The 25,077-nt window shown below is 67.2% G+C and carries 13 protein-coding genes; all 13 read right to left on the bottom strand.

Annotated features, from left to right (window positions below; all coding sequences use genetic code 11):
• Positions 1-99: 99 nt before the first annotated feature.
• The gene (locus tag AC07YS_RS11050) at positions 100-756 is read right to left on the bottom strand and encodes a winged helix-turn-helix domain-containing protein (RefSeq protein ID WP_495267694.1); all 657 of its coding nucleotides are present in this window, start codon (positions 754-756) and stop codon (positions 100-102) included.
• A gap of 78 nt (positions 757-834) precedes the next feature.
• On the bottom strand, positions 835-2,196 hold the full coding sequence (locus AC07YS_RS11045) for a TolC family outer membrane protein (protein ID WP_095950017.1): 1,362 nt from the start codon (positions 2,194-2,196) through the stop codon (positions 835-837).
• Positions 2,197-2,282: 86 nt separating this feature from the next.
• Complete coding sequence (locus tag AC07YS_RS11040) at positions 2,283-2,969, bottom strand: SCO family protein (protein ID WP_354347816.1); 687 nt, start codon at positions 2,967-2,969, stop codon at positions 2,283-2,285.
• Entirely contained in the window at positions 2,966-4,750 is a 1,785-nt protein-coding gene (locus tag AC07YS_RS11035) for a multicopper oxidase family protein (protein ID WP_495267693.1), read from the bottom strand. The genes AC07YS_RS11040 and AC07YS_RS11035 overlap by 4 nt, the downstream gene beginning before the upstream one ends.
• 34 nt (positions 4,751-4,784) lie before the next feature.
• Positions 4,785-6,122, bottom strand: coding sequence for an HlyD family type I secretion periplasmic adaptor subunit (locus AC07YS_RS11030; protein WP_070059823.1), 1,338 nt, complete (start codon positions 6,120-6,122; stop codon positions 4,785-4,787).
• Positions 6,123-6,158: 36 nt separating this feature from the next.
• Positions 6,159-7,841, bottom strand: a complete 1,683-nt coding sequence (locus tag AC07YS_RS11025; protein ID WP_495267692.1) for a type I secretion system permease/ATPase — start codon at positions 7,839-7,841, stop codon at positions 6,159-6,161.
• Positions 7,842-7,872: 31 nt separating this feature from the next.
• Positions 7,873-8,142, bottom strand: a complete 270-nt coding sequence (locus tag AC07YS_RS11020; protein WP_143599160.1) for a hypothetical protein — start codon at positions 8,140-8,142, stop codon at positions 7,873-7,875.
• A gap of 41 nt (positions 8,143-8,183) precedes the next feature.
• Complete coding sequence (locus AC07YS_RS11015) at positions 8,184-19,178, bottom strand: peroxidase family protein (protein WP_495267691.1); 10,995 nt, start codon at positions 19,176-19,178, stop codon at positions 8,184-8,186.
• Between the two features lie 496 nt (positions 19,179-19,674).
• Positions 19,675-20,127 (bottom strand): hypothetical protein, encoded by a 453-nt coding sequence (locus AC07YS_RS11010; protein WP_495267690.1) that lies wholly within the window; start codon positions 20,125-20,127, stop codon positions 19,675-19,677.
• A 14-nt stretch (positions 20,128-20,141) separates the two neighbouring features.
• Positions 20,142-20,915: a LuxR C-terminal-related transcriptional regulator gene (locus AC07YS_RS11005; protein ID WP_070059819.1), complete on the bottom strand. Its 774-nt coding sequence runs from the start codon at positions 20,913-20,915 to the stop codon at positions 20,142-20,144.
• An 859-nt stretch (positions 20,916-21,774) separates the two neighbouring features.
• The gene (locus AC07YS_RS11000; RefSeq protein ID WP_095950012.1) at positions 21,775-22,461 is read right to left on the bottom strand and encodes a response regulator; all 687 of its coding nucleotides are present in this window, start codon (positions 22,459-22,461) and stop codon (positions 21,775-21,777) included.
• Between the two features lie 37 nt (positions 22,462-22,498).
• On the bottom strand, positions 22,499-24,181 hold the full coding sequence (locus tag AC07YS_RS10995; protein ID WP_495267689.1) for a sensor histidine kinase: 1,683 nt from the start codon (positions 24,179-24,181) through the stop codon (positions 22,499-22,501).
• Between the two features lie 377 nt (positions 24,182-24,558).
• A complete protein-coding gene (locus AC07YS_RS10990; protein ID WP_062470870.1) occupies positions 24,559-25,029 on the bottom strand; it encodes a hypothetical protein in 471 nt (156 codons plus the stop codon).
• Positions 25,030-25,077 lie beyond the last annotated feature (48 nt).

Genomic DNA, 25,077 nt, shown 5'->3' with positions numbered 1-25,077 from the left:
GAGTGATGGGGCTCTGCGAGTGGTGCGATTCTGGCCAGTCGCACGTCTTAAGGTTGCTATCTTGTGTGCGGCACGCTTACGAGTCTGAAGACGACGGGCTCAGGTGTTCAGGCGGTAGCCGACCCCGCGAATCGTCCGGATGATCTGCCGCCCGAGCTTGCGCCGCACGTTGGACAGATGCACTTCCAGGGCGTTGCTCGTGGGGGCGCCGTGAATCCCCTGCACCAGCAATTCCACCTGGGCCTTGGGGACCGTGTGATCGAAGCGCAGCGCGAGCGCCTCCACCAGGTTCCATTCCCGCTCGGTCAGCGCGACAGGCATGCCGCAGCGGACCGTCGTCCGGCTGCCCAGGTCGAACTCGACGTCGCCGCACCGCACGCGCGGCGTTGCCAGGCCCGCGGCCCGGCAACGCAGTGCCCGCACCCGCTCGGCCACCTGCTCGGGGCGGCACGGCATCACCACGAAGTCGTCCGCGCCTGCGTCGAGGACCTCGGCCTGCGCGGTCGGGCCAGGCGCTCCCACCATCAGCATCAGGACCGGCGTGGTGATGTGCTGCACCCGCAACAACCGGACCCAGTCGAGTCCCGATCCGTCGGGCAACTGCGAGCTGACGAGCAGCACGTCGTAGGACTCGTTCTCCAGCACGTCGATGTCGCCGAGCCGCTCGACGCTGTCGATCAGGAACCCGTTCTTGCGCAAGTGCGTGAACAGGCCGTCGTCGACCCGCGCGCGATCCTGAAGCAGAAGCAGTCGCATGGCGTCACCTGCATGTTCAGCGCCGTCATGGCCGCGAGCAGTCGCTGGTGCTGTCGGTACGTGCCATGGCATGCCTCGTCATTGGCGAGCCGGCGTTCTCCTGGACACGGAGACGGGCGCCGCGCTGTCGACCGGGGTGCGGCCGTGGGTTGCAAGCGCGGCATCGATGGCGTTCAGGTCCTCGGGCACCAGCGTGCCGTTGGCCTGCCGCAGCTTGAGATTGCCGAGCAGCACCGAATAGCGCGCCACCGCCAGGTCGCGCTTGGTCTGGAACAGCTGGCTCTGCGCGTTGAGCACGTCGATGTTGATGCGCACGCCCACTTGGTAGCCCATGCGATTGGCCTCCAGCGCGATCTGGCTGGAGACCTCGGCGGCTTCGAGCGCTTTCACCTGGCCGGCAGCCGACACCAGCCCCAGGTAGGTGGCGCGGGTGGCCTGCGCGACGCCGCGGCGCGTGGCCTCGAGCAGCGAGCGCGACTGGTCTTCGAGCGCCAGCGTTTCCCTGACGCGGTTCTCGATCGCGTAGCCGGCAAACAAGGGCAGGTTGAGGGAGACGCCCACGGTGAGGGCCTTGACCCGCGAGCGGCCCGGCGTGGTGTTGGTGCCCTGGGGGTTGTTCGTGACGTTGTAGCCCAGGGTCGCATCGAGCGTGGGCAGGTGGCCGGCCTGCGCTTTCTGCACCTCGAGCCCGGCCACATCCAGGCCCAGGCGGGCCTGCTGGATCGCAGGGTGCCCGGCATCCGCGTGCGAGGTCCAGACCTCGATGTCGGCGGGCGCGAGCGGGGGCAGCACCACGGGTGCCGCCAGCGGCACGGGCACGCTGCCGGTGCTGCCGACGAGCTGGTCGAGCACGATCTTCTTCACCTGCAGGTCGTTCTCGGCCGCAATCTCCTGTGCGATCACCAGGTCGTAGCGGGCCTGGGCTTCGCGCGCATCGGTGATGGTGGTGGTGCCGACCTCGAAGTTGCGCTTGGCCGATGCGAGCTGCTCGGCCACGGCCACCTTCTGCGCGCGCACCAGGGCCAGGCTGTCCTGGCTGGCGAGCACGTCGAAGTAGGCCTGGCTCACGCGCACGATGAGGTCCTGCTCGGCGATGGTGAGCACCATCTGCGCCACCTCGGCCTGCCGCTGGCCCTGCTCGTAGGCGGCCCAGTTGGCGGGGCGGTACAGCGGCTGCGTGGCGTTGATGCCGACACTCTGGGTGTTGAACCCGCGCGTTGTCGCACTGCCTTCCGTCGAGAGGTCCTGCCGGGTGTGCGAGGCGCCGGCCGAGAGGCCAACGGTGGGCAGGATGCCGGCCCTGGACTGCGCCGCCCGCGCCAGCGTGGCCTCGTACTGGGCCCGCGCGCCCTGGTAGGTGGCGTCGTAGCCGCGCGCCGACGTGTAGATCTCGACCAGGCTCTGGCCATGGACGGGCCACGCGAAGCTCGCTGCGAGCACGGCGCCCCATGCCGGGACGAGACGCTTCCCGGTGGCGGGGGCCCGTGAGCCCTGTCCACCGGGTGGGGGTCGGCGCAGGCGCTGGTTCAGACCGTGCTCCGAGGGTCGGCCTGCAAGATGGCGCCACCCGCGCGGCGAACCGCGGCCGGGCTGCGATCGACATGCAGGATGGCGGCCACGATCTGCTCGGGCGCCGCCAGCGCCGGCGCCATCGACCAGCGGTCATAGACGTCGTTGCCGATGCGCACCATGCCGGTGTGGCGATTGATCTCCTTGTCGACCTTCGGGTCCGGGTCGTAGAAGCCCAGGGCAAAGCGCACGAGGTCGATGTTGCTCCGGCTCCCGGTCAGGAAAAGCCAGCCCGGGTTCACGCTGTGCATCTCGGCGTAGTCGGCCAGGTGCTCGACGGTGTCGATCTCCGGGCGGATGGTGATCGAGTACATGAAGATGTCCCGGCCCACCCGAGAGGCCAGGCGCTCCTGCACGCGCAGGAGGTTGTTGGTCATGAGCGGACAGATGCCTTCGCAGTCTGCATACATCATGTTGATGGCGACGATCTTTCCACGGACCAGGTCGTCGTAGAAGTTCACCTTCGCCCCGGTGTGGGTCTTCAGTTCGACGTTCGGCATGCGACGCCCCGGGCGTGCAGCCGTTGCCGGCGCCTCGGCGGAGGCGGGCAGGCCGAACGCGTACAAGGACGCGACGCCCAGTCCGGCGATCAAGTGTCTGCGGTGGTTCATGAGAATCTCCTGAAAGTCATCGGCGTTCTTCACACGATGTCGAAGCGAACCATCATTGCGTGGTCCTCGTGGGTGAGGTTGTGGCAGTGCATCAGGTACTTGCCCGAGAAATCGCGGAAGCGCACGAACACCCTCACGGTCATGAGTTCGCCGACGACGAAGACGTCCTTGCGTCCGCGCTCGTTCACGGGAATGGTCAGGCTCACGCCGTTGACGCTCTTGCTGAGAATCCGTCCTTCTTCGAAGTGCACGTGGATCGGGTGCTGCCAGCCGTTGTCGGGATTGATGAACTCCCAGATCTCGGCGGTGCCCCTGGTGATCCTGGCTCTGGCCGTGAGCGAATCGAAGAACAGCCCGTTGACGTTCCACATGCCGCTGTTGCGCTGGAACACCCAGGTGCGAACCGGCAGGGCCGCGAGTTCGCTGGCACTGGGCAGGTCGCGCAGCGGGCGCAGCACGCTCGGCACCACGCTCAGGTCGGGCGTCGGGGGCTGGCGATCGACGATGAACTTGAGCACGCGCGTGCCCGGCGACTGCACCGGGCCGGGCCGGCGGGTATCGACCTGCGTGAGCTGGTTGACGAGGTACAGCGTGGTGTTCAGCGGGAATCGCGAGAAGTCCACCACGATGTCCGCGCGCTCGGCCGGTGCGATCCGCACCCTCAGCTGGTTCAGGATCGGTGCCGGCAGCAGGTTGCCGTCGCTGGCGATCTGGGTGTACGGGTACACGATGGTGCCGCCCGTGTTCTGCAGCACGAACTCGTAGAAGCGCGACGGCCCGACGTTCAGCAGCCGCAGCCGGTACTTGCGGCGTGCGACGCGCAGCACCGGCTCGATCTTGCCGTTGACCACGATCTTGTCGCCCAGCACGCCCTCGGGGTTGAGCTCGTCGAAGGTCAGCCGGCCGCCCGAGTCGAACCGCTTGTCCGAGAAGCTCAGGGGGTAGTCGTACGCGCCGCTGGGCAGCCGCAGCCCCGTGGTTTCGTCGCCGGTGTCGAGCGCGTCGAAGACCATGTAGCGCCCGAACATGCCCTTGAGCACGTTCGGTGCCGTCACGCCTTCCGTGTGGTCGTGATAGAAGAGCGAGCCCAGGGCTTCGCGCGAATCGCCGAGGCCGCCGAACTCGTCGAAGCCGGCGTAGAGGTTGGGGTAGAAGTGGTCGTTGAAGGTCCCCGGCGCGGTCAGCGTCACGCCGCCCTGGACGGCGCTGTAGAAGTCGCTCGCGAAGCCGTCGCTCTCCGACGGCGTGTGCATGTTGTGCAGGTGCGTGCTGATCTCGGGCGAGCCGAATCCCGTGTGGTTCTGCGGCAGCTGGTTGCGGATGCGGCAGATGACCGACTGCCCGTAGCGCGCGTGGATCGTGGGGCCCGGCGTGGTCACCCCCGGCGTGTTGCCTTCGTAGCCCCAGATGGGCTGCGGGGGGTAGTAGGGGTTGTTGCCGTTGAACAGCCAGGCCGGGTTCTCCTTGGCCGTCAGCTGGTACAGCAGCGGCGTGCCGGCCTTGCCGGGCACGGTCAGTTCCGCGTAGCGCTGGTGCGGTGCACGCCCGCACTCGCCGCCTGCGATGTTCGCGTTGAGGGTCGGGGCCGGGGTCAGCGTGGCCAGCGGTGTGAGCGGCGTGACCTGGTTGGGCAGGTCCTCGACCCACGGTGTCGTCGGCGGGCTGGGCGGCAGGGGCGTGGGTTGTGCGCGGGTCTTGCCCGGTGTCAGGACCAGGGGGGCGGCCGTGGCTGCCAGCGAGGCCTTCAGGAACGTGCGTCTCTTGCTGTGGGCGACAGGCGTCACGGGGTCGTGGTGGTTGGAATCCTTGCGCATGATGTATTCCCCTCGTTGACAGAGAACAGCCCCGCTACATCTGCCGTCCCGATCGGCGGATGGTGGAGGTGATGGGCTCGATGACGTACTGCAGCGCGGTCTGCGAGACGCCCGCGATGTAGACCTCGGCGGGCATGCCCGCCTGGAGCTTGAAGTCGCCGATGGCCCTGAGCGACTCGGCGTCGGCCAGGATCATCACGCTGTAGTAGGGCAGGTTGGTCTGGCGCTCGATCAACCGGTCGCCGGCGACATAGGTCACCTTGCCCGTGACCATCGAGGTGTTGCGGTACTTGAAGGCGGTGAACTTCACCCGCGCGCGCTGGTTGAGGTGCACGTTGCTGATGTCTTCCGGACGGATGCGCGCCTCGATCATCAGCTGGGCGTCGCTGGGCACGATGTCCGCGATCGCTTCTCCGGGCCCGACCACCGCGCCGGGCGAGGTGAACTTCAGGTCGATCACTTCGCCGCTGGCCGGGGCCACGACGACCTGCCGCTGCGCCGCGTCGTTCGACTTGCGCTGCTCCTGCTCGATCTCGCCCAGGCGCTGCGTGGTGGCCTTGAGCTGGTCGCTCGCGGCCTTCACGTAGTCGTTGCGGATCGACTGGATCTTCAGGTCGATCTCCACCAGGCGCTGGGCGGCGCGCGCCAGTTCCGTGCGCCGTTCTTCGAGCTTGGCCGCGTACTCCATCACCACCGATTCGAGCTGGGAGATCCGGCTCGACGAAATGAAGCCTTCCTGGATCAGGCCGCGGTTGGCCTCCAGGTCCTGGCGCTGCAGGACGAGCGAGTTCTGCGCCTGCGCGATCTGCGCGTGCACGGCAACGATTTCCTGCTGCACGCGATCGCGCTGCGTTCTCATGAGCGAGGCCGCGCTGTCCAGCGAATGGCGCTGGGCCTGGAACAGCGCCGTCTCCTTGAGCAGGGCCTGGCCGATGCGATCGTCCTGCCGGGCCGCGCGCAGCAGGTCTTCGGGGAAGGCGAGCGTCTTGGCGACGGATTGCTCGGCCTCCAGGCGCACCAGCATGGCACGCTCCAGATGGACGCGGTAGCTCAGGCGGTTGCGGTCGGCGTCCACGCGCACGTCGCCCAGGACCAGGATCGGATCGCCGGCGTTCACATGCTGGCCGTCGCGCACCATGACTTCGCGCACGGTGCCGCCTTCCAGGTGCTGCACCGGACGGCGGTTGAGGTCCACCTTGACGAACGCGGGGGCCACCACCGCCATCGAGAGCGGGGCGAGGCCCATCCACAGGCCCAGGGGCAGGATCGCGCCGAGGATGACCCAGCATCCGCTTCGCGCGAGGCGTCGTGCATGTTCCCGGCTGCTGCGTGGGGCTGCAACGGGAGGCATCGGGAGTGTGGCGGTGCTCATGGTGCGGGGTCCTTGTTCGCAACGGCGGCGCGGCGCTCAGGCGGCCTTCTGGTCCACGATGGCCTGGGCCTGGCGCTGCATGTCGCGCATCACCTCGCTCGCCGGGCCGAACTGCTGGATGCGGCCCGCGGCGAGCACCAGGATCTTGTCGACGTGGGCGATCAGCGACGGGCGGTGGGTGACGACGACCGAGGTCACGCCCGCCTGGCGCAGGCCGCTCATCGCCTGGGCGAGTGCGACTTCTCCTGCGCCGTCGAGATTGGAGTTCGGCTCGTCCAGGATCACCAGCTGCGGGCTGCCGTACAGCGCGCGGGCGAGCGCGATGCGCTGGCGCTGGCCCGGAGAAAGCCGCGAGCCGTGTTCGCCCACCGGCGTGTCGTAGCCCTTCGGGAGGGTCAGGATCATGTCGTGCGCATTGGCGCGCACGGCGGCGGCAACCACCGCTTCGGAGTCCACCTTGTCCAGGCGCGCAATGTTGTCCGCCACGCTGCCGTCGAAGAGCTCGACGTCCTGGGGCACGTAGCCGATGTAGGGGCCCAGCTCTTCGCGCGGCCAGTACGACACGTCGGCGCCGTCGAGGCGGACCTTGCCGCTGCTGGGGCGCCACACGCCCGTGAGCACGCGCGCGAGGGTCGACTTGCCGGCCGCGCTCGGGCCGACGATGGCCAGGGCCTCGCCCGGCGCCAGCGCGAAGACGATGTTCGAGAGCACCAGGGTCTCCGAGCCGGCCGCGCGGTACGAGATGTTCTCCGCGCTCAGGCGTCCTTCGGGGCGCGGCATGGCGACATGCGGCTCGGTGCGCTCGAAGTCCTTCGACAGTTCCTGCAGGCGCCCGTAGGCCGCCCGCGCCTCGATCAGCGTGCGCCAGCTGCCCACGAGCTGCTCCACCGGCTGCACCGCGCGGCCCAGCAGGATGCTGGTGGCGATCATCACGCCGGCGGAAGCCTGCTGGCTCAGCACCAGGTAGGCGCCCAGGGCCAGCATGAGAATCTGGATGGCCTGGCGCGCGGCCTTGGTCCCGGCGGTGAACGCCACGGTGCTGCGGCTGGCGCTGGTCTGCATGGCGGCGATCTGGTCCTGCAAGGCCCTCCAGCGCACCAGCAGGCGCTTGGTCATTCCCAGGGCCTGCAGCACTTCGGCGTTGCGCAGCGAGCTCTCGACGTATTGCGCCGCGCGGCGTCCTTCGTTCTGCAGGTTCTCCAGCGACTTGCGGCTGATGCGGTCGTTGAGCCAGGCCAGGCCCAGCATGAGGACCGCGGAGAACGCCGCGCCCAGGCCGAGCGCGGGGTGGAACATCCAGATCACGAACACGTACACGAACACCCACGGCGCATCGAACACCGCGATCAGCCCGTTGGCGGAAAACACGGCGCGCAGCGCGGCCACATCGCGGATGCCTTCCGTGCGCATGCCGGTCGGCGTGCGGGCGGCGCGCTCCACGATGGCGCAGACCACCGGCGGGGACAGCCGCTCGTCCACCATGATCCCCACCACGTTCTGCAGCCGCGTCCGCACGTAGTCCAGCAGCAGCAGGATCAGCAGCGCCACGCCGGTCCCGGCGAGCAGCACCAGCAGCGTTTCATGGCTGCTGGTCGAGATGACCCGGTCGAACACCTGCAGGGTGAAGAACGCGGGCACCAGGAACAGCAGGTTGATGAAGAAGGAGAACGCCGCGATGTACAGCAGCAGCGGTCGCAGTTCCATCCACAGGGTTTTCATGTGCGTCTCCTGTGGTTCTGTGGGGCGTTGCTCAGTTGACCTGCGGGTCCTGGGCCGCGGCCTGCGCCGCGGCTTCCAGCGACTTCACCCGCCGCACCAGCCGGTCGATGGTCACCATCTGCGCCGAGTAGGCGCGCGACAGCTGCTGGGTCGCGTCGCACAGGCCCTGGATGGCGACGCTCAGCTCGTCCTTCTTCGCGTTGACCATGCCGATGCGCGACATGATCAACGTCGCCACCTCGCGCGGGTCGGAGATGGAACGAGGGGCCTGCTGCGGGCTTGCGTTGTTTTTCTCGTCCATGTCGTTCTCCGTGGTCAAGGTCGTTGAAACGTCGGCGGTGCTCATGCCGACAGCACGAAATCGGCCTGCGTGATGGTGTTCGTTCCCACCCCGTTCACACCCATCAGCAGGATGCTTTCCAGGCCGTCGAACTCGACCAGCGTGTCGGCGCCCAGGTCGGTGATGGACACGTTGGCGGCAAAGTTGCCGGCGTTGATCCCCATCGCGGAGATGTTCAGCCGGTCCTGCCCGTTGAGCAGGTTCCCGCTGGCATCGAAGCCGAGGATCGTGTCGTTGCCGAACCCCGGCGCGAACACGAAGACGTCGTCTCCCGTTCCGCCGTCCATGGTGTCGTTGCCCGTGCCGCCGGTCAGCCGGTCCGCGCCCGCCCCGGTGCTGAGGGTGTCGTTGCCGCCACCGCCATCCACCACGTTCGCGGCATTCAGGAGGGCCACGGGCGCGAAGCTGATGTTGTCGTTGCCCTGGCTGCCGATCACGTTCTCCACCGAGCTCAGCGTGTCGGTGCCGGTCTCGGCGCTGGTGGCGGAGGTCGGCGTGACCGTCGCACCGGCCGAGGTGGCGGACAGGTCGTAGGTGTCGTTGCCGATGCCGCCGGCGTAGCTGTCGTTGCCGTCGCCCACCGTGGCGATGAAGGTGTCTGCGCCCGCATCGCCGTCCACCGTGTCGCTGTCCAGCCCGCCCGTGAGCCTGTCGTCGCCCGCCTGGCCGTTGATGGTGTCGTTGCCCGAGCCACCCAGCACGATGTCGTCGCCGGCGCCGGCACTGATGGTGTCGTTGCCGCCCTGGCCGTCGATGAAGTTCGCGCCGCCATTGACGACGATGATGTCGTTGCCCTGGCTGCCGATGATGTTCTCCATCGTGTTGAGCGTGTCGGTGCCGATCTGCGCGCTGGTCGCGAGGTTGACCGTCACCGTCGCGCCGGCCGTGGTGGCCGACAGGTCGTAGGTGTCCACGCCGGCCCCGCCGACATAGCTGTCGTTGCCGTCGCCGATCGTCGCGACGAAGCGGTCGTCGCCGCCACCGCCGTTCAGTGCGTTGGCACCGGTGTTGCCGGTCAGCGTGTCGTTGCCGGCGCCACCGGTCACGTTCTCGATGTTCGCCACCGATTCGAAGCCCGTGGCCGTGCCGGTGGCCAGGTTCACGGTGACGGCCGTGGTCGTGGTGCCGTAGCTCAGGGTGTCGACGCCGCCCTGGAGGTCGGCCGTGACCGCCTCGATGCCGGTGACGGTGCCGCCCGCCAGGGACGCGATCGCCGTTCCCGTCAGCACCACCGCGAGCGTCTGGCCCAGCGCCGTGCCGGCGATGTTCAGCCGGTCGTTGGCACCCGCGCCGCCGTTGATCGTGTCGGCGCCGTCGCCGACGAGGTAGTGGAAGAGGTCGTCTCCCGCGCCGCCGTCGACCGTGTCGTTGCCGGCGCCGCCGGTGAGCGTGTCGTTGCCCTCGCCACCGGTCACGGTGTCGTTGCCGCCGCCGGCGTCGATGACATCGTTGCCGCCCTGGCCGTCGATCACGTTCGCGCCGCCATTGACGACGATGCTGTCGGCGCCTTGGCTGCCGATGAAGTTCTCGATGGCAGAGAGCGCATCGGTGCCCGTCTGCGCGCCCGTGGCGGTCGTCGGGGTGATCGTCACGCCCGCGGAAATCGCGGACAGGTCCAGCGTATCGGTGCCGCCGCCGCCGGTGTAGCTGTCGTTGCCGTCGTTCACCGTCGCGACGAAGCGGTCGTTGCCGCCGCCGCCGTTGAGCACGTTGGCCAGCGCATTGCCCACGAGCACGTCGGCGCCATCGCCTGTCGTCACGTTCTCGATGCCGGCGATCGAGGTGAAGCCCGAGGCCGTTCCGGCCGTGAGGTTCACCGAGATGGCGGCGGCGCTGGTGTAGGTCAGCGTGTCCACGCCGGCCAGCAGGTCGGCCGTGACCGACTCGACATTGCTCACCGTGCCGCCGGCCACCACCGTGAGCGCGGTGCCGTTGTAGCTCACCGCGAGCGCGTCGGCCGCCGCCGTTCCGATGACGTTCAGGGTGTCCAGCCCCGCGCCGCCGTCGACGGTGTCCGTGCCTTCGCCCATCGTGTAGTTGATGGTGTCGTTGCCGGCGCCGCCGGCGATGCTGTCGCTGCCCGCGCCGCCGTCGATGAGGTCGTCCTGGCCGAGGCCGTTGATGGCGTCCGCGCCGCCGCCGCCGAAGATCACGTCCTGGCCTTCAGTGCCCGTGAGGACCTGGGCGGCGTTGTTGGCCGCGATGAAGTCGCCCGTGACCACGGTGGCCGCGGAGCGCACCGTCTCGAGCGCGCCCGCATCGTCCGTGAAGCTCACCGTCAGGCGCAGTTCGCGGTTGACCTGGTCGGCGCCCGGCGTGAAGGTCGCCAGGGTGGCGCCCGCGATGGGCGTGAACCCGGCGGCGCCGCCGCCGACGCCCGTGTTGACGGCCTGTTCCCACTGGTAGCTGAAGACGGCGCCCGTCAGCCCGTCCACGTCGCTGATGCCGAGGGTCGATGCCGTCAGCAGCTGGCCTTCGGTCGGCGTGGTGTCGCTGATCGTCGGCTGCCCGGTGGCCGCGGTGTTGAGGGCCAGCGGCGCGGTCGTGGCGGAGTACACGTTCTCCAGCACGTCGTTGGCATCCTTGTAGACCGCTCGCACGCGCAGCGCCAGGCCGAGCTCGAAGGTCCGCGGCGTGAAGCTCGTGCCCGTGGCCCGGGCCACTTCGCCGCCGGCGTTCTCGATCAGGATGTCCTCGAAGATGCCGGGGCGGACCTCGGCCTGCCAGAAGTAGGCGATGGGGCCGGTGATCGCACCGTCGGGGTTGGTCGCGCTGACGTTGTCCGGATCGGTCACGCCCAGGGCCGACACGGTGAGGGTCGCGCCCAGGGTGGGCGTGGTGTCGCTGAGGGTCAGCTGGCCTTCGGGGTCGAGGTTGAAGCCTTCTTCCGCAATGAACGCCGCGCCATCGGAGAACTGCAGGCGCTCGATGTTGCGCACCACGTCGATGCCGTCGGCGCCGGCCACGCCGTCCACGACATGGCTGATGCGCCAGACATCGTTTTCGAGGAAGGTGATCTCGTAGTTGCCGAAGACGTCCGAGAAGACGGCCGTGTCGAAGTCCGGCGCATCCGACATCAGGATCTCGCGGGCAATGGTGAGTTGACCCGGGTTGTAGGTGCCGTCGAAGACGCGCCCCTGCAGCTCGAGGTCGGTCATGGTGTCATAGCTCGCGATCTCGGCGCCCGTTCCGTCGGCGTTCTCCCGCACGCTGATGCGCACGTTCAGCCAGGCATCGCCGTCGATGATGTCGTTGCCGCCGCGGCCCTCCAGCAGGTCGCTGCCGCCGCCGCCCAGGATGATGTTGCCGGCGAACGAAGTCACCGGTCCGTCCATCTCCATGCCGACACCGAGCACCTGGTCCAGGAGCTCCTGCAGGCCGTCGATGAGTTCGATGTGGGTCAGCACGCTGCCCGTGGTGCCCGACAGCGCCATCGCGGCCGCATCGTTGTCGTCGCCGCGCAGGACGTCGGCGTGCGCAGAGCCCGACATGCCCTCGACCGAAGTGAACCGCGCCAGCACGGTCGCGTTCGAGATCGGCACGGGCGTCTCGTCGAAGGCACGAAGGAACAGGTCGGCCGTGACGCCGAAGGCGTCGTCCTTGAACCCGGCCCAGTCGAAGCCGGAGCCGCCTTCGTAGCGGTCCACCTGCCCGCCGTTGCCGAACATGATGTCGTCGCCGCCTTCGCCGTCCATCCGGTCGGAGATCGAGTTGCCGATGAAGACGTCGTGGCCCACCACCTGGTCGCGGGCGAAGGCGTCGAAGTTCTCGCCGGCGCTGCCGTCGGCCATGCCTTTCTCGATCCAGTCGTCGCCTTCGTTGCCGAACACGAACTCGTTGCCGCGGGCGCCGAGGATGAAGTCGTTGCCCGTGCCGCCGAACGCCTCGGACGGGTCTTCACCGGTGACGATGAAGTCGTTGCCGTGGCCGCCCAGGATCAGGTTGATGCCGTTGCCGCCGTGGATGGCGTCGTTGCCGTCGCCGCCCTGCATGTTGTCGTCGCCACCCAGGTCCGTCATGATGTCGTCGCCGGCCCCGCCGAAGACGAAGTCGTTGCCGTCCCCGCCTTCGAGCCGGTCATTGCCGGCGTCGCCCCACAGCGTGTCGTCGCCGATGCTGGAAATGATGGTGTCGTTGCCCGCGGTGCCGCCCAGAACGACGTGGTCCTCACCGCTGTACTGCAGGTAGTTCGGATCGGCCGCTTCGGTGCCGGGGTTGTTGCGCAGCACCAGTGGCGTCAGGCTCCCCTCGGCCGTCGGATCGTCGCGCCCGTCGAGCCCCAGGCCCGTGAACTGCCGGGACGGGTCCACCTCCAGCGTGAACCCCGGCGTCGTGAAGATGTCGCCGGGCAGGTGCTCGACATCGGTGTTGGCCATCACCAGCCGGGCGAAGGAGTTGTTCTCCAGCTCGGTGAGGAAGTTCAGGCCCTGCGTGCGCTCCAGGTAGTAGAAGCGGTCGCCGTCCTGCAGCTTCTCCATCTGCTCCTCGAAGACGAAATTGAAGGTCGAGCCCAGCAGGCCGCCGAACGGCATCTGCTTTTCGGCCAGACCGCCGATCCACAGGTCGATGTCGTCGACGCCGGTGGTCGTGATGCCGGCCTCGTCCGCGTAGGCATTGCGTCCGTACAGGAAGTCGAGCCGGTCCTCCGGCGCACCGATGCCGCCGTAGACCAGTGCCACCGCCGCCGCGCGCTTCTCGATCAGGGTGTCGGCGGCGGCCAGGCTGGCGTGCACGCCGTAGGCCGCAATGAAGTTGACCACCGAGGCCTCATGCTTGATGTGCTGCATGAAGTCGACCCAGTTCGCGTAGGGCTTGAGCTGGCTGTCGCCGGTCACGCCGTAGAAGTCGCGCCGCGCGGCGTTGAGTGTCGGCACGCCGGTGTCGCGCCCGCGCACGATGTTGATCGTCGCCAGGTCGAGCGGCAGGCCGAGCAGGTTGTTGCGAAGGGCCTCGGTCACGAACTCGTCGATCTCGTTGCCCTGTTGCCGCGTGAGGCCGCGCGCGAGCGCGCCGGCCGCTTCATCCGCCGTGATGCCGCTGGCGGCGAACGCGAGCGGATTGAGGAAGGCCTCGATCAGCCCGAGCTGCTGCGTGGGGTCGGCCGTGCCGCCGATCACGTTGAAGTCGACGTCGAAGCGGTCCACCGTCTCCGTCAGCATCGAGTGGCCGAAGCGGTACACCGTGTGGGCGAACTCGGCGACGATCGACGGATCGATCTCGGTGTCGTAGACCTGGGTGGCGGCAAAGAAGATGTCGATCTGCGGCTGCACCTTGCGCGCGAACTCCTCGAACACCAGGTGCTGGTACTGCATCTCGGTGCCGAAGCGGGCCGCCTGGAACAGGCGCTCGCCGTCCCACGAGCCATCGGGCAGGTGCCATTCGGCAATGAAGGCCGCGTCGCCCGACGCCATGATCACCGCCTTGGTGTGCTCGACCAGCCGGTTGTGCTCGGCGTGGAACACATGGTGAATGCTGGTCAGCGCGATGTTTTCGTTGACCCGGCCGTCGCCGGCGATGTAGTGCGCGTCGAGCAGTTCGTCGTCGTAGAAGCCCGCGGCCGGCGTGCCGCCGATCTGGTCGTCGGCATCGGCCGTCAGCGCGACGCCCTGGCTGTTCACCGGGTTGGCGGTGTGGGCGATGTCGGCCAGGAACACGTGGCCCGTGCGCACGGCCAGGCTGGCATCGATCGGCGCGCCCGGCAATCCCGAGGCCAGCGTGCCGCCGGCCTGCAGCACGATCTGCGCGAAGCCGGTCACCGGGTCGGGAATGAAGTTGCCGTACTCGTCGGCCGCCAGCAGCGGCAGGTTGAGCGCGTCGGCATTGTCCAGCGCGATGCCCAGCAGGTCGCGCGCCTGCGCCTTGACCACCGCCCAGGTGGCCATGCCGCCCAGCTCGATGTCGTCGGCCGTGCCGAAGATGCCGTCGGCACCGAGGTCGCGGTTGGTGATCAGCCGCCCGGTGGCGACCGGCTTGCCGTCGGCGTTGAGCTCGTAGGCGCGCAGGAAGACCTGGTGCGAGGGGTGCGACGTGTAGGTCTGGTTCTGGTCGATGAACGGCGTCGTGAGGTTCGTGGCCTCGTGCGTGGTGTCGTCCGCGGTGCCCATGACGCCGTCGGCGCCGGGTCCGGCAACCTGGGTGGCGCGCGTCAGCACCAGGAAGTTGCTGTTGCTGCCCGACACATAGAGCGGATCGTCGGGCTGCAGCGGGACGAAGATGGTGCCGTTGCCGCCCTTGGCCACGAGGTCCAGGCCGTGGTCGAAGAACTGGCCGAAGAAGGTCATGAAGGCGTTGAACGGCGCCGACAGGCCTTCGTCCGGCGCGGTGTTCGGAATGACCAGCAGGGTGCCGACGGGAATCGCCACGCCGTCCAGGTCGTACAGCACACCGTCCACCAGCGTGCCCAGGCCCGCGTCGACGAATGCGCTCACCGCCGCCGGGTTGTTGCTCGTCATGTCGACGATCAGGTTGCTGATGATGCGCGGGTCGGCGTCCACCACATTGCCGCTGGGGCCGTAGTCGGTGTTGGTGAGCGTGCCCCCCGGGCCGAGGTTGATGCTGTCACCGTCCTGGTCGTTGCGGAACACCGGATCGACCAGGCGCGGGAACACCTGGTCGGCGGCGCCAAAGCCGGACTGGCCCTGCACCAGGTTGTTGTAGGAGCCGTCCACCGTGCGCAGGCCCAGCGGTGCGCGCGCGTTGTCCAGGATGTCGGTCAGCGCCTCGCCGCTCGCATGCCGCTCCGAGATCTTGATCTGCTCCAGGATGAACTGCAGGTCGGACTGCAGGAAGCGCACGCCCGCGCTGTCGACCAGCGCGGAGGAAGGCGCCGGCGCCGGCGGCACGACGGCCGCCACGCCGGTGACCGCCGCGGTGGGCGCGGAGTACACGGTTTCCAGCACGCCGTCGGCATCGCGGTAGACGGCCCGCACCCGGATGGCCAGGCCGTCGAAGGGCGCGGTGACCCGGAAGGTCGTGCCGTTCACCGTGGCGGGCTGGCCGCCGCCCAGGTCGATGATGTCGCGGAACACGCCCGGCGCGCGCGTCGGGTCGGCCTCGTACTGCCACGTGTAGCTGATCGGCCCGGTGACGGTGCCACCAGGATTGTCCGCATCGGTGAGGGCGGCCGACACGCTCAGGAGCTGGTTGATCTGCGGCGTGTCGTCGCTGATCGTGACCGAGCCGCCCGGGGCGTTGTTGCTGCCGGACAGCAGCTGGACGGTGTCGGAGAACTGCAGCCGCTCGATGTTGCGCAGGATGTCAGTGCCGTCGGTGCCGACGTTGTCGGTGACGGTGGTGCGGCCGTCGGCGCCGGTGGTGACGGTGTAGTTGGCGCGCAGCCCGGAGAACATCGCGGTGTCGTAGTCGGCGCTGTCGGACATCAGGATCTCGCGCACGATGCTGAGCTGGCCCGGGTTGATCTCGCCCGAGAGCATGCGCGGCACCAGCTCCTTCAGGCTGTCGACGCTGGTGAGGCCGGGCACGCCCGAGACGGCGATGCGCACGTTGAGCCAGGCGTCGCCGTCGATGATGTCGTTGCCGCCGCGGCCCTCGATGATGTCGCTGCCGTCGCCGCCCAGGATGATGTTGCCTTCGCCGAACGAGGTCATGCCCGCGGGCAGCAGGCCTTGCAGGCCGTCGATCAGCGCGATGTTGGTGAGCACGCTGCCGGTCCAGCCGGCCTGCAGGATCTCGACGGCGTCGGCGTCGTCGCCGCGCAGGAAGTCGGCGAAAGCCGATCCCGACAGGCCTTCGGTGAAGGCGAAGCGGTCCATCATCGCGGCGTTCGAGTTGACCACCGGGGGCACCACGAAGTCGTTGACGATCATGTCGGCGGTCACGCCGTACTTGTCGAACTTGTAGCTGGCCCAGTCGAAGCCGGAGCCGCCGTCGAAGTGGTCTTCGCCGTCGGAGCCGGTGAAGATGTCGTCGCCGCCTTCGCCGATCAGCTCGTCGAAACCGCCGCCGGAGATCAGGACGTCGTTGCCGATGACGCTGTCTTGCACGAGCGGATCGAAACTGTCGCCCGTGGTGCCGTCCTGGGTTCCCAGCTCGATCCAGTCGTGGCCCTCGTTGCCGAATGTCGGCAGGTTGCCCTTGCTGCCCAGGACGAAGTCGTTGCCCTGGCCGGCAAAGACTTCGGAAACGTCCTCGCCGGTGATGATGAAGTCGCTGCCGTCCCCGCCGATGATGAGGTTCGCGCCGTTGCCGCCGTGGATGACGTCGTTGCCCTCGTTGCCCTTGAGCACGTCGTCGCCGCCGCGGTCCGTGATGATGTCGTCGCCCGCGCCGCCCTCGACCTGGTCGTTGCCGTCGCCGGACTCGATGCGGTCGTTGCCGCCGTCGCCGTAGATGGTGTCGTCGCCGATGCTGGCGATCAGGGTGTCGTTGCCGGCGGTGCCGCCGAGCACCACGTGTTCGTCGCCCGTGTAGCGCAGGTAGGTGGTCTCCACGGCCGCGGTTGTGGGATCGTCACGGATCACCAGCGGGGTGAGTTCGGTGCCGCCTTCGGTCGGGTCGCCGTGACCGTCCACGCCGATGCCGGTGAACTGGCGCAGCGGGTCGACTTCGAGGATCAGGCCCGGGGTCGAGAAGATGTCGGCCGGAAGGTGCGTGGCGTCGGTGTTGAGCATCACCAGCTTGGCGAAGGTGTTGTTCTCCAGCTCGGTGAGGAAGTTGAGGCCGGCCAGGCGCGAGAGGTAATAGAAGCGGTCGCCGTTCTGCAGCGCCTCCATCTGCGACTCGAAGACGAAGTTGAAGGTCGAGCCCAGCAGGCCGCCGAAGGGCATCTGCTCTTCGGCCAGGCCGCCGATCCACAGGTCGATGTCGTCCACGCCCGTGGTGGTGACACCGCCGACCATCGCGTAGATGCCCGTGCTGTTCAGGAAGGCGAGCCTGTCTGCTTCGTCTGCAACGAAGCTGCGCTCCGCGGCCGTGCCGGCGTTGAGAACCACGGTGCCGCCGAAGACGAGTGCGGCCGCCACGGCCCGCTTCTCGGCCATCGTGTCGACGTCCGCGGCGGTCAGCGCGCCATGCGTGCCGTACGCCGCAATGAAGTTGATGACGGAGGCCTCGTGCTTGAGGTGCTGCGTGAGGTCGACCCAGCTCGTATAGGGCTTGAGCTGCGGGTCCGCGGTCGAGGTGTAGAACTCCCGGCGCGCTTCGTTGAGCGTGGGAATGCCGGTGTCCCGCCCGCGTGCGATGTTGATGGCGGCGAGGTCCAGCGGCAGGCCCAGGAGCTGGTTGCGCACCGCGTCGGTGACGAACTCGTCGATCTCGTTGCCCACCTGCCGGGTCATGCCGCGCACGATGGCGCCGGCCGCCTGCTCCGGTGTCAGGGCGCCGTCGTTGTTGAACCCGATCGGGTTGAGGAAGGCATCGACCAGCGCGAGATCGCTCGACAGGAAATTGGGGTCCAGCCGGTCCACGGTCTCGGTCAGCATCGTGTGGCCGACGCGGAAGACCGCGTGTGCGAACTCGGCGACGATCGCCGGATTGATCGTCGTCTGGTAGTTGGTTTCGGCCAGGAACTCGTCGACGGCCGGCTGCATCTTGCGCGCGAACTCTTCGAACACCAGGTGCTGGTACTGCATCTCCGTCGCGAAGCGCGCGGCCTGGAAGATGCGCTCGCCGTTCCATGAGCCGTCGGGCAGCTGCCATGAGGCGATGAACGCAGCGTCGCCGGTGGCCAGGACGGTGGCCTTGATCTCTTCGGCCTGCCGGTTGTGCTCGGAGTGGAAGACGTGGTGGACGGAGGTCAGGGCGATGTTCTCGTTGCCGCGGCCGTCGCCGGTGATGAAGTGGCGGTCCAGCAGCTCGTTGTCATAGGTGCCGGGTTCCGAGAGGCCGACGGCCGAGTCGCTGTCGGGCGCCAGCACGCCGCCCACGAACACGGGCGCCGCGGCATGCGCGATGTCGTTCAGGAAGGCATGGCCGGTGCGAACGCCCACGCTGGCGTCGAGGGGCGCGCCGGGCGTGCCCGAGGCGAGCCCGTTGCCGTCCGGGTCCAGCGGCCCGCCGACGTCGGCGGCTCGCAGCACGATCTGCGCGAAGCCGGTCACGGGATCGGGAATGAACTTGCCGAACTGGTCCGTCGCCAGGAGCGGCAGGTCCAGCACGTCGGCGTCGTCGAGCTGGATGCCGAGCATCAGCGCCTGCGCCTTGACCTGGGCCCAGTTGGCAAGGCCGCCGTCGGCGCCATCGAGCAGGCTGCCCGTGGCCACCGGACGGCCGTTGGCGTCGAGCACGTACTCGCGCAGGAACACCTGGTGCGAGGGGTGCGAGGTGTAGGTCTGGTTCTGGTCGACGAAGGGCGTGGTCTGGTTGGTCTGGTCGCCGTTCGCATCGCGCGTGGCGCGCGACAGGATCATGAAATTGGGGGCGCCGGGGGCCGTACTGAACAGCGGATCGTCCGGCTGCAGCGGCATGAAGATCATCTCGGTGCTGCTCTTGTTGACCAGGTCGAGGCCGTGGTCGAAGAACTGGCCGAAGAAGGTGAACCATGAATTGAAGGGCGCCGACAGGCCTTCGTCGGGGCTGGTGTTCGGAATCTCCAGCAGCGTGCCGGGGGGAATGACGACGCCCTGGAGGTCGTACAGGACGCCGGCTGCGTCGAGCGTTCCGAGGCCCGCGGCCACGAAGGCGCTCACCGCCGCGGGGTTGTTGCTGGTCATGTCGGCGACCAGGTTGCTGATCAGCCGCGGGTCGGCATCGACCACGTTCCCGGCGCTGCCGTAGTCCGTGTTGGTGATCCCTGCGAAGGCGTCGTCCTGCTCGTTGCTGTAGGTCTGCGGCACCAGCTGCGGAAACGGGTTGTCTGCGGCACCGAACTCGCTCTGGCCCGGCATCAGGTTGTTGTACGACCCGTCGACCGTCCTGAGGCCGAAGGGCGCAAAGGCGTTCGGGACCAGGCTGGCGGGGTCCGCTCCCGCTGCTTGTGCTTCCGCAATGAGAATTTGTTGAAGAATGAATTCGAGATCGGACCTGATCAGCGTGGCCATTTCTATTCTCCTCAAGACGAACGACTTTCAATGCAGCCCCGGTCCCGCCTACATGGCGAAAAGGCTCATGTAGCGTGGCTCAGGAGTGACCGCGCGCCTGGAATTGCCAGCCGCGGGTTTTTCGAGGAAGTGATGCAGCGCGTGACCCGGTGGCGGTCACGCCTGGGGAGCGGCTAGGGTCGTCGTCGGCCGCTCAGGCACCGCAGCGGGGCGGTGCAGCAAATATCCATTGCGCGATGCCGGTCAGGCGCGGTGCCGGCATGGAGATGAAGCCCGCATTTCATGCGGACCTTGATTCGACACTTGTTCATGCGATACCCCCACCATGGATCCTGTCAAAAAGAATCTAGGTCGGCGCGCCGAAAGTCGTTGCCGCTTGTAAGCGGACGGCAACCGGTGGTCGATTGGTTGTCTTCGAAAACGAAGGTGCTAATTATGAGAGGCCATCTTCAGGAATGCAACTTTCTCACATACAAATTAACTGACGAGAACCTGACTACGCGCGCCAGAGCCAAAAAAAAACAGCGACCGCGGCGACACCGGCCGAAATCAGGGCGATCAGCGCCATTTCCGCATGGCCGCCATTGCTTTTTTGGGACGTCGCAGCGAAAGCGGGAGGACGTTCATTGCCGTGTGGCGGGCTCGCGAAGGGGCTGTAGACGGCGGAGCCGGGACGCTCCGGGTCACCGCTTCCTGTTGTGGCCGCCGGATCGTCGGGAGAGGCCGTCACCACGGCCGCGTCGTTTGCGGCTTCGCCGTCCGCAACGCCGCCATCCGGGTTCTCGTGCGCCGCAACGGCCGCCGACGTCGCTTCCGTCGCGATCGCCAGGTCGGTGCACATGACCTGCGTGGCCCAGGCCGCGACAAGCATGGCCTGGACGAAGGGCCGCTTGTCGAGCGCGCGGCGAGGGCGCGATCCGGCGGCGAAGGGGCAATCGATCGAAGTCATGGGGTCGTTGCCCTTCAGATCAGGCCCGTGTGAACGGCGAAGTTCACCGCCTGGGCGCGCGAATGCACATGCAGCTTCTTGTAGATGCTCTTGATGTGCACATTGACTGTCTGGCCCGTGATGCCGAGCTTGGCGCCGATCTCCGCCGAGACGTAACCCGAGGCCACGCAACGCAGGACCTCGCTCTCTCGCGGCGTCAGTGTCATGTCGCGCGATGGCGGTCTCGGCGGCGTCGGCGCCTTGTCGGCGACCGGCTCGCGGGGGTGGTAGTCCAGGCGGTGCAGCAGGCGCCGCGTGAGTCGGGGCGTGATCGCGGCCCCGCCGTTCACCACGTGCAGCACGGCATCGGCAAAGCTTTGCAACCAGGCGTTCTTCAGGAGGTACCCCATGGCACCCAGTTCGAAGGCGCGCAGCACGTGGGCATCGTCCTCGAGCGAGGAGATCACGATGACCTCGCTGCTGCGGTGCAGGCGGCGTGCCTCGGTGATCAGCTCGAAGCCCATCTCGTCGCCCAGCTGCAGCTCGAGCATCAGCACGTCGAAGGTGTGCGTGGTCAGCAGCCGGCGTCCCTCGCGAACGCTGTCGGCCTGGCCTTCGAGCTGGATGCGCAGGTCCGACAGCAACTCCTGGGCGATCACCCGGCGCATGTACTCGTCGTCGTCGACGAGCAGCACGCGCACCGGCGATTTCTCCTGGCCGATCAGGAAGTCCGGCCACAGCCTCGCGGCGGGCGCGCAGACGCCGACAGAGGCCTTTTCGCCAGAGCTGATGAGCCGGTGATCAAGCATGTGCCTGTCCCGGTTGGCGTGAGCGACGCAGGCCGGTCGTTGCGAGCGCGGGCGGGGAGACGCAAAGGTCGTCCGTCGAGCGCTCCGGGGCCACTTTCCCCATCGGCGGCAAAGCAGTTTGGGGTTTCATACATTTTCAAGAGAAAAATGAAAGGCAAGTGCCGAATTGAATGTTTTCTGTGAGTTTTAATTGAAATTCAATTCAGCCCGAGGCTTGTGCAATCCTATGAACTTGACGGGACGGTTGCGCGGGTCTTTTGCTCCTGTTTGTGGAAAGACATGAGTGTTTCAAAATGGAACTACCTGAACCATGACGTTCGATATACCTAATTTCTATGTTTTTGAGGCTGATCGTGAAAAACGACGCATTGTTCGCCAAGTGAGCAATGCTGGTTGAAAAGTGGAATGGGTTTATTTATGCATGGAAATTTTGAAAAGAATGAAATTAATCAATCATGAAATTCATTTTTAAATGGGTATTTGGTGTTCGATGAAATAAAATATTCAAAAAACCAATTGAAACCGTGGAAATAATTTGATTATTGAAGTTCCGATGATATTTGAATTGAATGAAATCTTTTATTAACCAAATTGTCTGTTATTCGGTTTTTATTTTGTGAGCTTATTTTCTTGCTTGATCATGATTTTTTCAATTCAATTGAAATTCAATTTCTTTGAGGTGGCACGAAATACGGTGCCGAATCTTTTCCTCCTCTGCCAGTCCGGTGCGCTCCCGCACGTCAGCTGATCGCAGCAAGCCGGGATCGGAAAAGCGGGGAAATGGCGGGTCCCGGAGGGGCATGCCGACGCTGAGCGGCCCGCAGTGGGCGCCCCGAAGGACAGGTCGGGCAGGGCGCTGTCAGTGCGCCATGGCGTCGAGGTGGTGCTTGACGGCGTAGATGTAGAGCTCGAGCCGGTTCGTCACGCCGAGCTTCTGGTAGATCGACGTGAGATGGTTGCGCAGCGTGTGCTCGGTGACGAAGGCCTGCCCGGCCAGGGTCTTGTTGGAGGCGCCGCTGCCGTGCACCACGGTGCGGACGATGTCGCGCTCCTTCTGGGTCAGGCTGGCCTGCCTGACGGACTCGGGGTCGGCTTTCGGCGGCTTCTTCACCGAGGTGAGCTCCGAGAGCACGCGGCCCATGGTCGGGGCGTCGACGCAGAGCTCGCCGTGGTGCACGCGTTCGATCGCATCGAGCACCTGCTCGGCCGAGGCGTCCTTGCGCATCACGCCGCGCGCGCCGCGCAGCACCGCGAGGTCCAGGGTGCGCTGCTCGCGTTCGCCGGTCAGCACGACCACGCGCGAGACTTCGTTCGACAGCAGCTGCGGCAGGATGTCCAGGGCGCAATGGCCGTCCAGGTCGAGGTCGAGCACGATGACGTCGGGGGCCAGGCTCTGCGTGTGCGCCACAGCTTCTTCGCAGCAGCTGGCGGTGGCGACGACCTTCATGCGCGGCTGTTCGCCGTCGATCAGCCGGGACAGGCCCCACAGCATGGTCTGGTGATCGTCCACCAGCAGGACGCCGATGGGATGGGCTTCGGTTTGCATGAGGGGCTCCTCGGACTGTTGTCGTGCTTTTGGGGGCTCAGATGGGGATTTCGATCAGCACCTCGGTGCCGCCGCCCCGGCACCGGCTGACCTGCGCGCGGCCTCCGAGCGCCGCTGCGCGGTCGCTGAGGGAGCGTGGCCGGAAGGGCGCGAAGTTCTCTTCGCCGCCTTCGTTCTCGATGCGCAGGTGCAGGCAGCCGTTGCGGCAGCCGATGCGCACGCTGCCGCGGCGGGCCTGCGTGTGCTTGCAGATGTTGTTCAGGCCTTCGCCCACCATCTGCAGGACCTCCGCGGTCATGCGGTCGTCAAGACGCACGTGGCCTTCGACGTTCACCGAGATCTCGATGCCGTAGAGGCCCTGGATGCGGGCGGCCTGGCTGTACAGCTGGTGCAGCACGAGGCCGCACGAACTTTCCGGGCCGGCCTTGACCGCGCCCGCGAAGCGCCGCAGGTCGGCGATCACGCCGCTCGCCACCTCGGCGAGCTTGTCCAGGTCCTCGAGCAGCGGGTTGTCCGCGGCGGCCTTCTTGCGCAGGGCGCACAGGCCCATGCGCAGCCCGATGTAGGGCTGCACGGCGGTGTCGTGCAGGTCCAGCGAGATCTTCAGGCGCTCGGTCGCGGCCGCTTCCGAGGCCATGCGGTCGAGCACCTCGATGGTCTCGATGACCGGGAAGATCTGTTCCATGAGGTGCGCGAGGAACAGCGCATCGGACTTGCTGAAGTGGCCGTTGCGCGAGGAGATGAACACGCGCCCCTCGCCCAGGCGCAGCGGCAGCGCGGCGCTGATGAACGCGCGGGCCTCGAGCATGGCGGCCACCGCGGCACTGCGCTTGGCGCCGTCGCGGCCCTCGGGGCGCCAGCCGATCGCACCGGGGCCGTGCATGTGGCTGCGCGCAAAGAAGTGGTTCAGGGGCCAGGGCAGGCGGTTGCTCAGCACGGTGTGCGGATGCTCCAGCGCCATCAGCGGCGACTCGGCGATGCCCCCGAGCGTCTCGACACCGACGTGCTCGCAGGTGTCGTCCTTGCGCAGCGTGCGCAGGGTCCAGTTGCCGGTGGCGGTGTCCCGCGTCATGAGGATGCAATGGCTGGCCTTGAAGAAGGCCAGCGTCTTTTCCATCGTGCGGGCGATGGTGCGGCCCGCGCCGAAGCGCGGGTTCGACAGCTGGCTGATGTCACCCAGCAGGGCCAGGCGCCGCTGCAGGATGAGCTTGGAGCCGCCCCAGTGCACGATCATGTGCCCCAGCGCCAGCAGGAAGGTCGTGCGCATCAGCAGCTGCGGCGCGTCGTCGCCCGTGCTCGTGCCGAGCCCGCAGGCGGCGAACGACGCAACCGAGACGATCGTCACGCGGGCGCCTTCCTCGAAGCCCCAGCGGAACGAGGAGGTCAGGATGGCGAAGAAATAGAACAGGAAGAAGAGGCTGTGCACGCCGCCCGTCACGAAGACGATCAGCGTGAACCACATCACGTCGGACCAGTGGACCGCCTTGCCCTGGACATGGCGCCAGCCGCCCTGCGTGCAGGCGTGCACCAGCACGCTGTGCAGGAGGTATCCGCAAAAGGCCAGCCAGACCGCGCTGGCCACCGGTTGCCGGGCGGGCCCCGCATCGACCGCCATGGCCAGCACCGCCGAGATCGACAGCACCAGCCGCATGCGGGCGGCCATGAGCGCATCCGTCGACAGGCTGCTGTCGAGGCTCGGGGCGGAGACGGGGGCGCGCATGGCAAGACATCCTTCGCATGAACTGTTTCATGCACGGCAGGGGCCGACGTTCGGTGGTAACAGCCTGGCGTTCATTTCTTCGTGCCAATAACGCGGTGTATGTGAAGGTTTCACATTACTTCTTTGGTACTCGAAAGGAACCTTGTGGGCGATCTGTGACGTCTGTTGCGCTTGGTTTCAATTGTGTCGTGGGCAGGCTTTTTTCATCGCTGTACGAGGCGCTTCCCCTCGGCCGGGGGCAGTCGCAGGGCAAACGGGTACCCGATTCATGGAGGTGTGGGGCAAGGGGAACGCGAGGGGCGGTGTTCGTGCGCGCCGGACGCACCCATCCCGGCGCGCCAGGGCTGGCACGCCGGGCGTTCGACCCGAACCTGGATTCAGCCCCGCCGTGGCACCAACGCCGTCCGTCCCAGGGGCGTGACCCGCAGGACGGTGGCCTGGCGCAGCTTCTGCCGGGCGCGGCAGATCGGGGGGAGGGTGGCCTCCACCATGCCGGCGGCTTCAAGAACCGCCACGGAGTTGATCTCCGACGGGTCCTCGGTGTGCAGGGGAAAGGTCGAGTTGCCGATCCTGCGCAGGTAATCGAGCGGCATGACGCTCCATTGGGGGCGTTCTTCATGCACCGAGGCGCCGTTGCCGCAGAGCGTGGCGATCTCCGCGTGCCCCTCGTCCGTGATGGCAAAGACCTGGGCGCTTTCGTACCGCTGGTAGCCGAAGTTGTCGACATGGAACTCGGCTTCGATGAGTCCGGTGGCCACCAGCACCGAGGCATGCCGGATGTCCGCGTCCGCCGTGAGCATGACCGGAAAACGCTTGTTCATGAGCCGAAGAAGAAGGACGAGCGGCATGCGGTACTCCTCGCAGTGTCAGCGCTGCCGGCTGGTCCGGCGACGAAC

Source organism: Variovorax sp. GW458-11-26-14-LB1 (assembly GCF_059423965.1).
This window is presented reverse-complemented; position numbering and strand designations above follow the sequence as displayed.

What these genes read in the sequence shown, in the direction of transcription:
- AC07YS_RS11050 (WP_495267694.1), bottom strand. Translation starts at nt 756, where the DNA reads ATGCGACTGCTTCTGCTTCAGGATCGCGCGCGGGTCGACGACGGCCTG.
- AC07YS_RS11035 (WP_495267693.1), bottom strand. Translation starts at nt 4,750, where the DNA reads ATGCGCAAGGATTCCAACCACCACGACCCCGTGACGCCTGTCGCCCAC.
- AC07YS_RS11030 (WP_070059823.1), bottom strand. Translation starts at nt 6,122, where the DNA reads ATGAGCACCGCCACACTCCCGATGCCTCCCGTTGCAGCCCCACGCAGC.
- AC07YS_RS11025 (WP_495267692.1), bottom strand. Translation starts at nt 7,841, where the DNA reads ATGAAAACCCTGTGGATGGAACTGCGACCGCTGCTGCTGTACATCGCG.
- AC07YS_RS11020 (WP_143599160.1), bottom strand. Translation starts at nt 8,142, where the DNA reads ATGGACGAGAAAAACAACGCAAGCCCGCAGCAGGCCCCTCGTTCCATC.
- AC07YS_RS11015 (WP_495267691.1), bottom strand. Translation starts at nt 19,178, where the DNA reads ATGGCCACGCTGATCAGGTCCGATCTCGAATTCATTCTTCAACAAATT.
- AC07YS_RS11010 (WP_495267690.1), bottom strand. Translation starts at nt 20,127, where the DNA reads ATGACTTCGATCGATTGCCCCTTCGCCGCCGGATCGCGCCCTCGCCGC.
- AC07YS_RS11005 (WP_070059819.1), bottom strand. Translation starts at nt 20,915, where the DNA reads ATGCTTGATCACCGGCTCATCAGCTCTGGCGAAAAGGCCTCTGTCGGC.
- AC07YS_RS11000 (WP_095950012.1), bottom strand. Translation starts at nt 22,461, where the DNA reads ATGCAAACCGAAGCCCATCCCATCGGCGTCCTGCTGGTGGACGATCAC.
- AC07YS_RS10995 (WP_495267689.1), bottom strand. Translation starts at nt 24,181, where the DNA reads ATGCGCGCCCCCGTCTCCGCCCCGAGCCTCGACAGCAGCCTGTCGACG.
- AC07YS_RS10990 (WP_062470870.1), bottom strand. Translation starts at nt 25,029, where the DNA reads ATGCCGCTCGTCCTTCTTCTTCGGCTCATGAACAAGCGTTTTCCGGTC.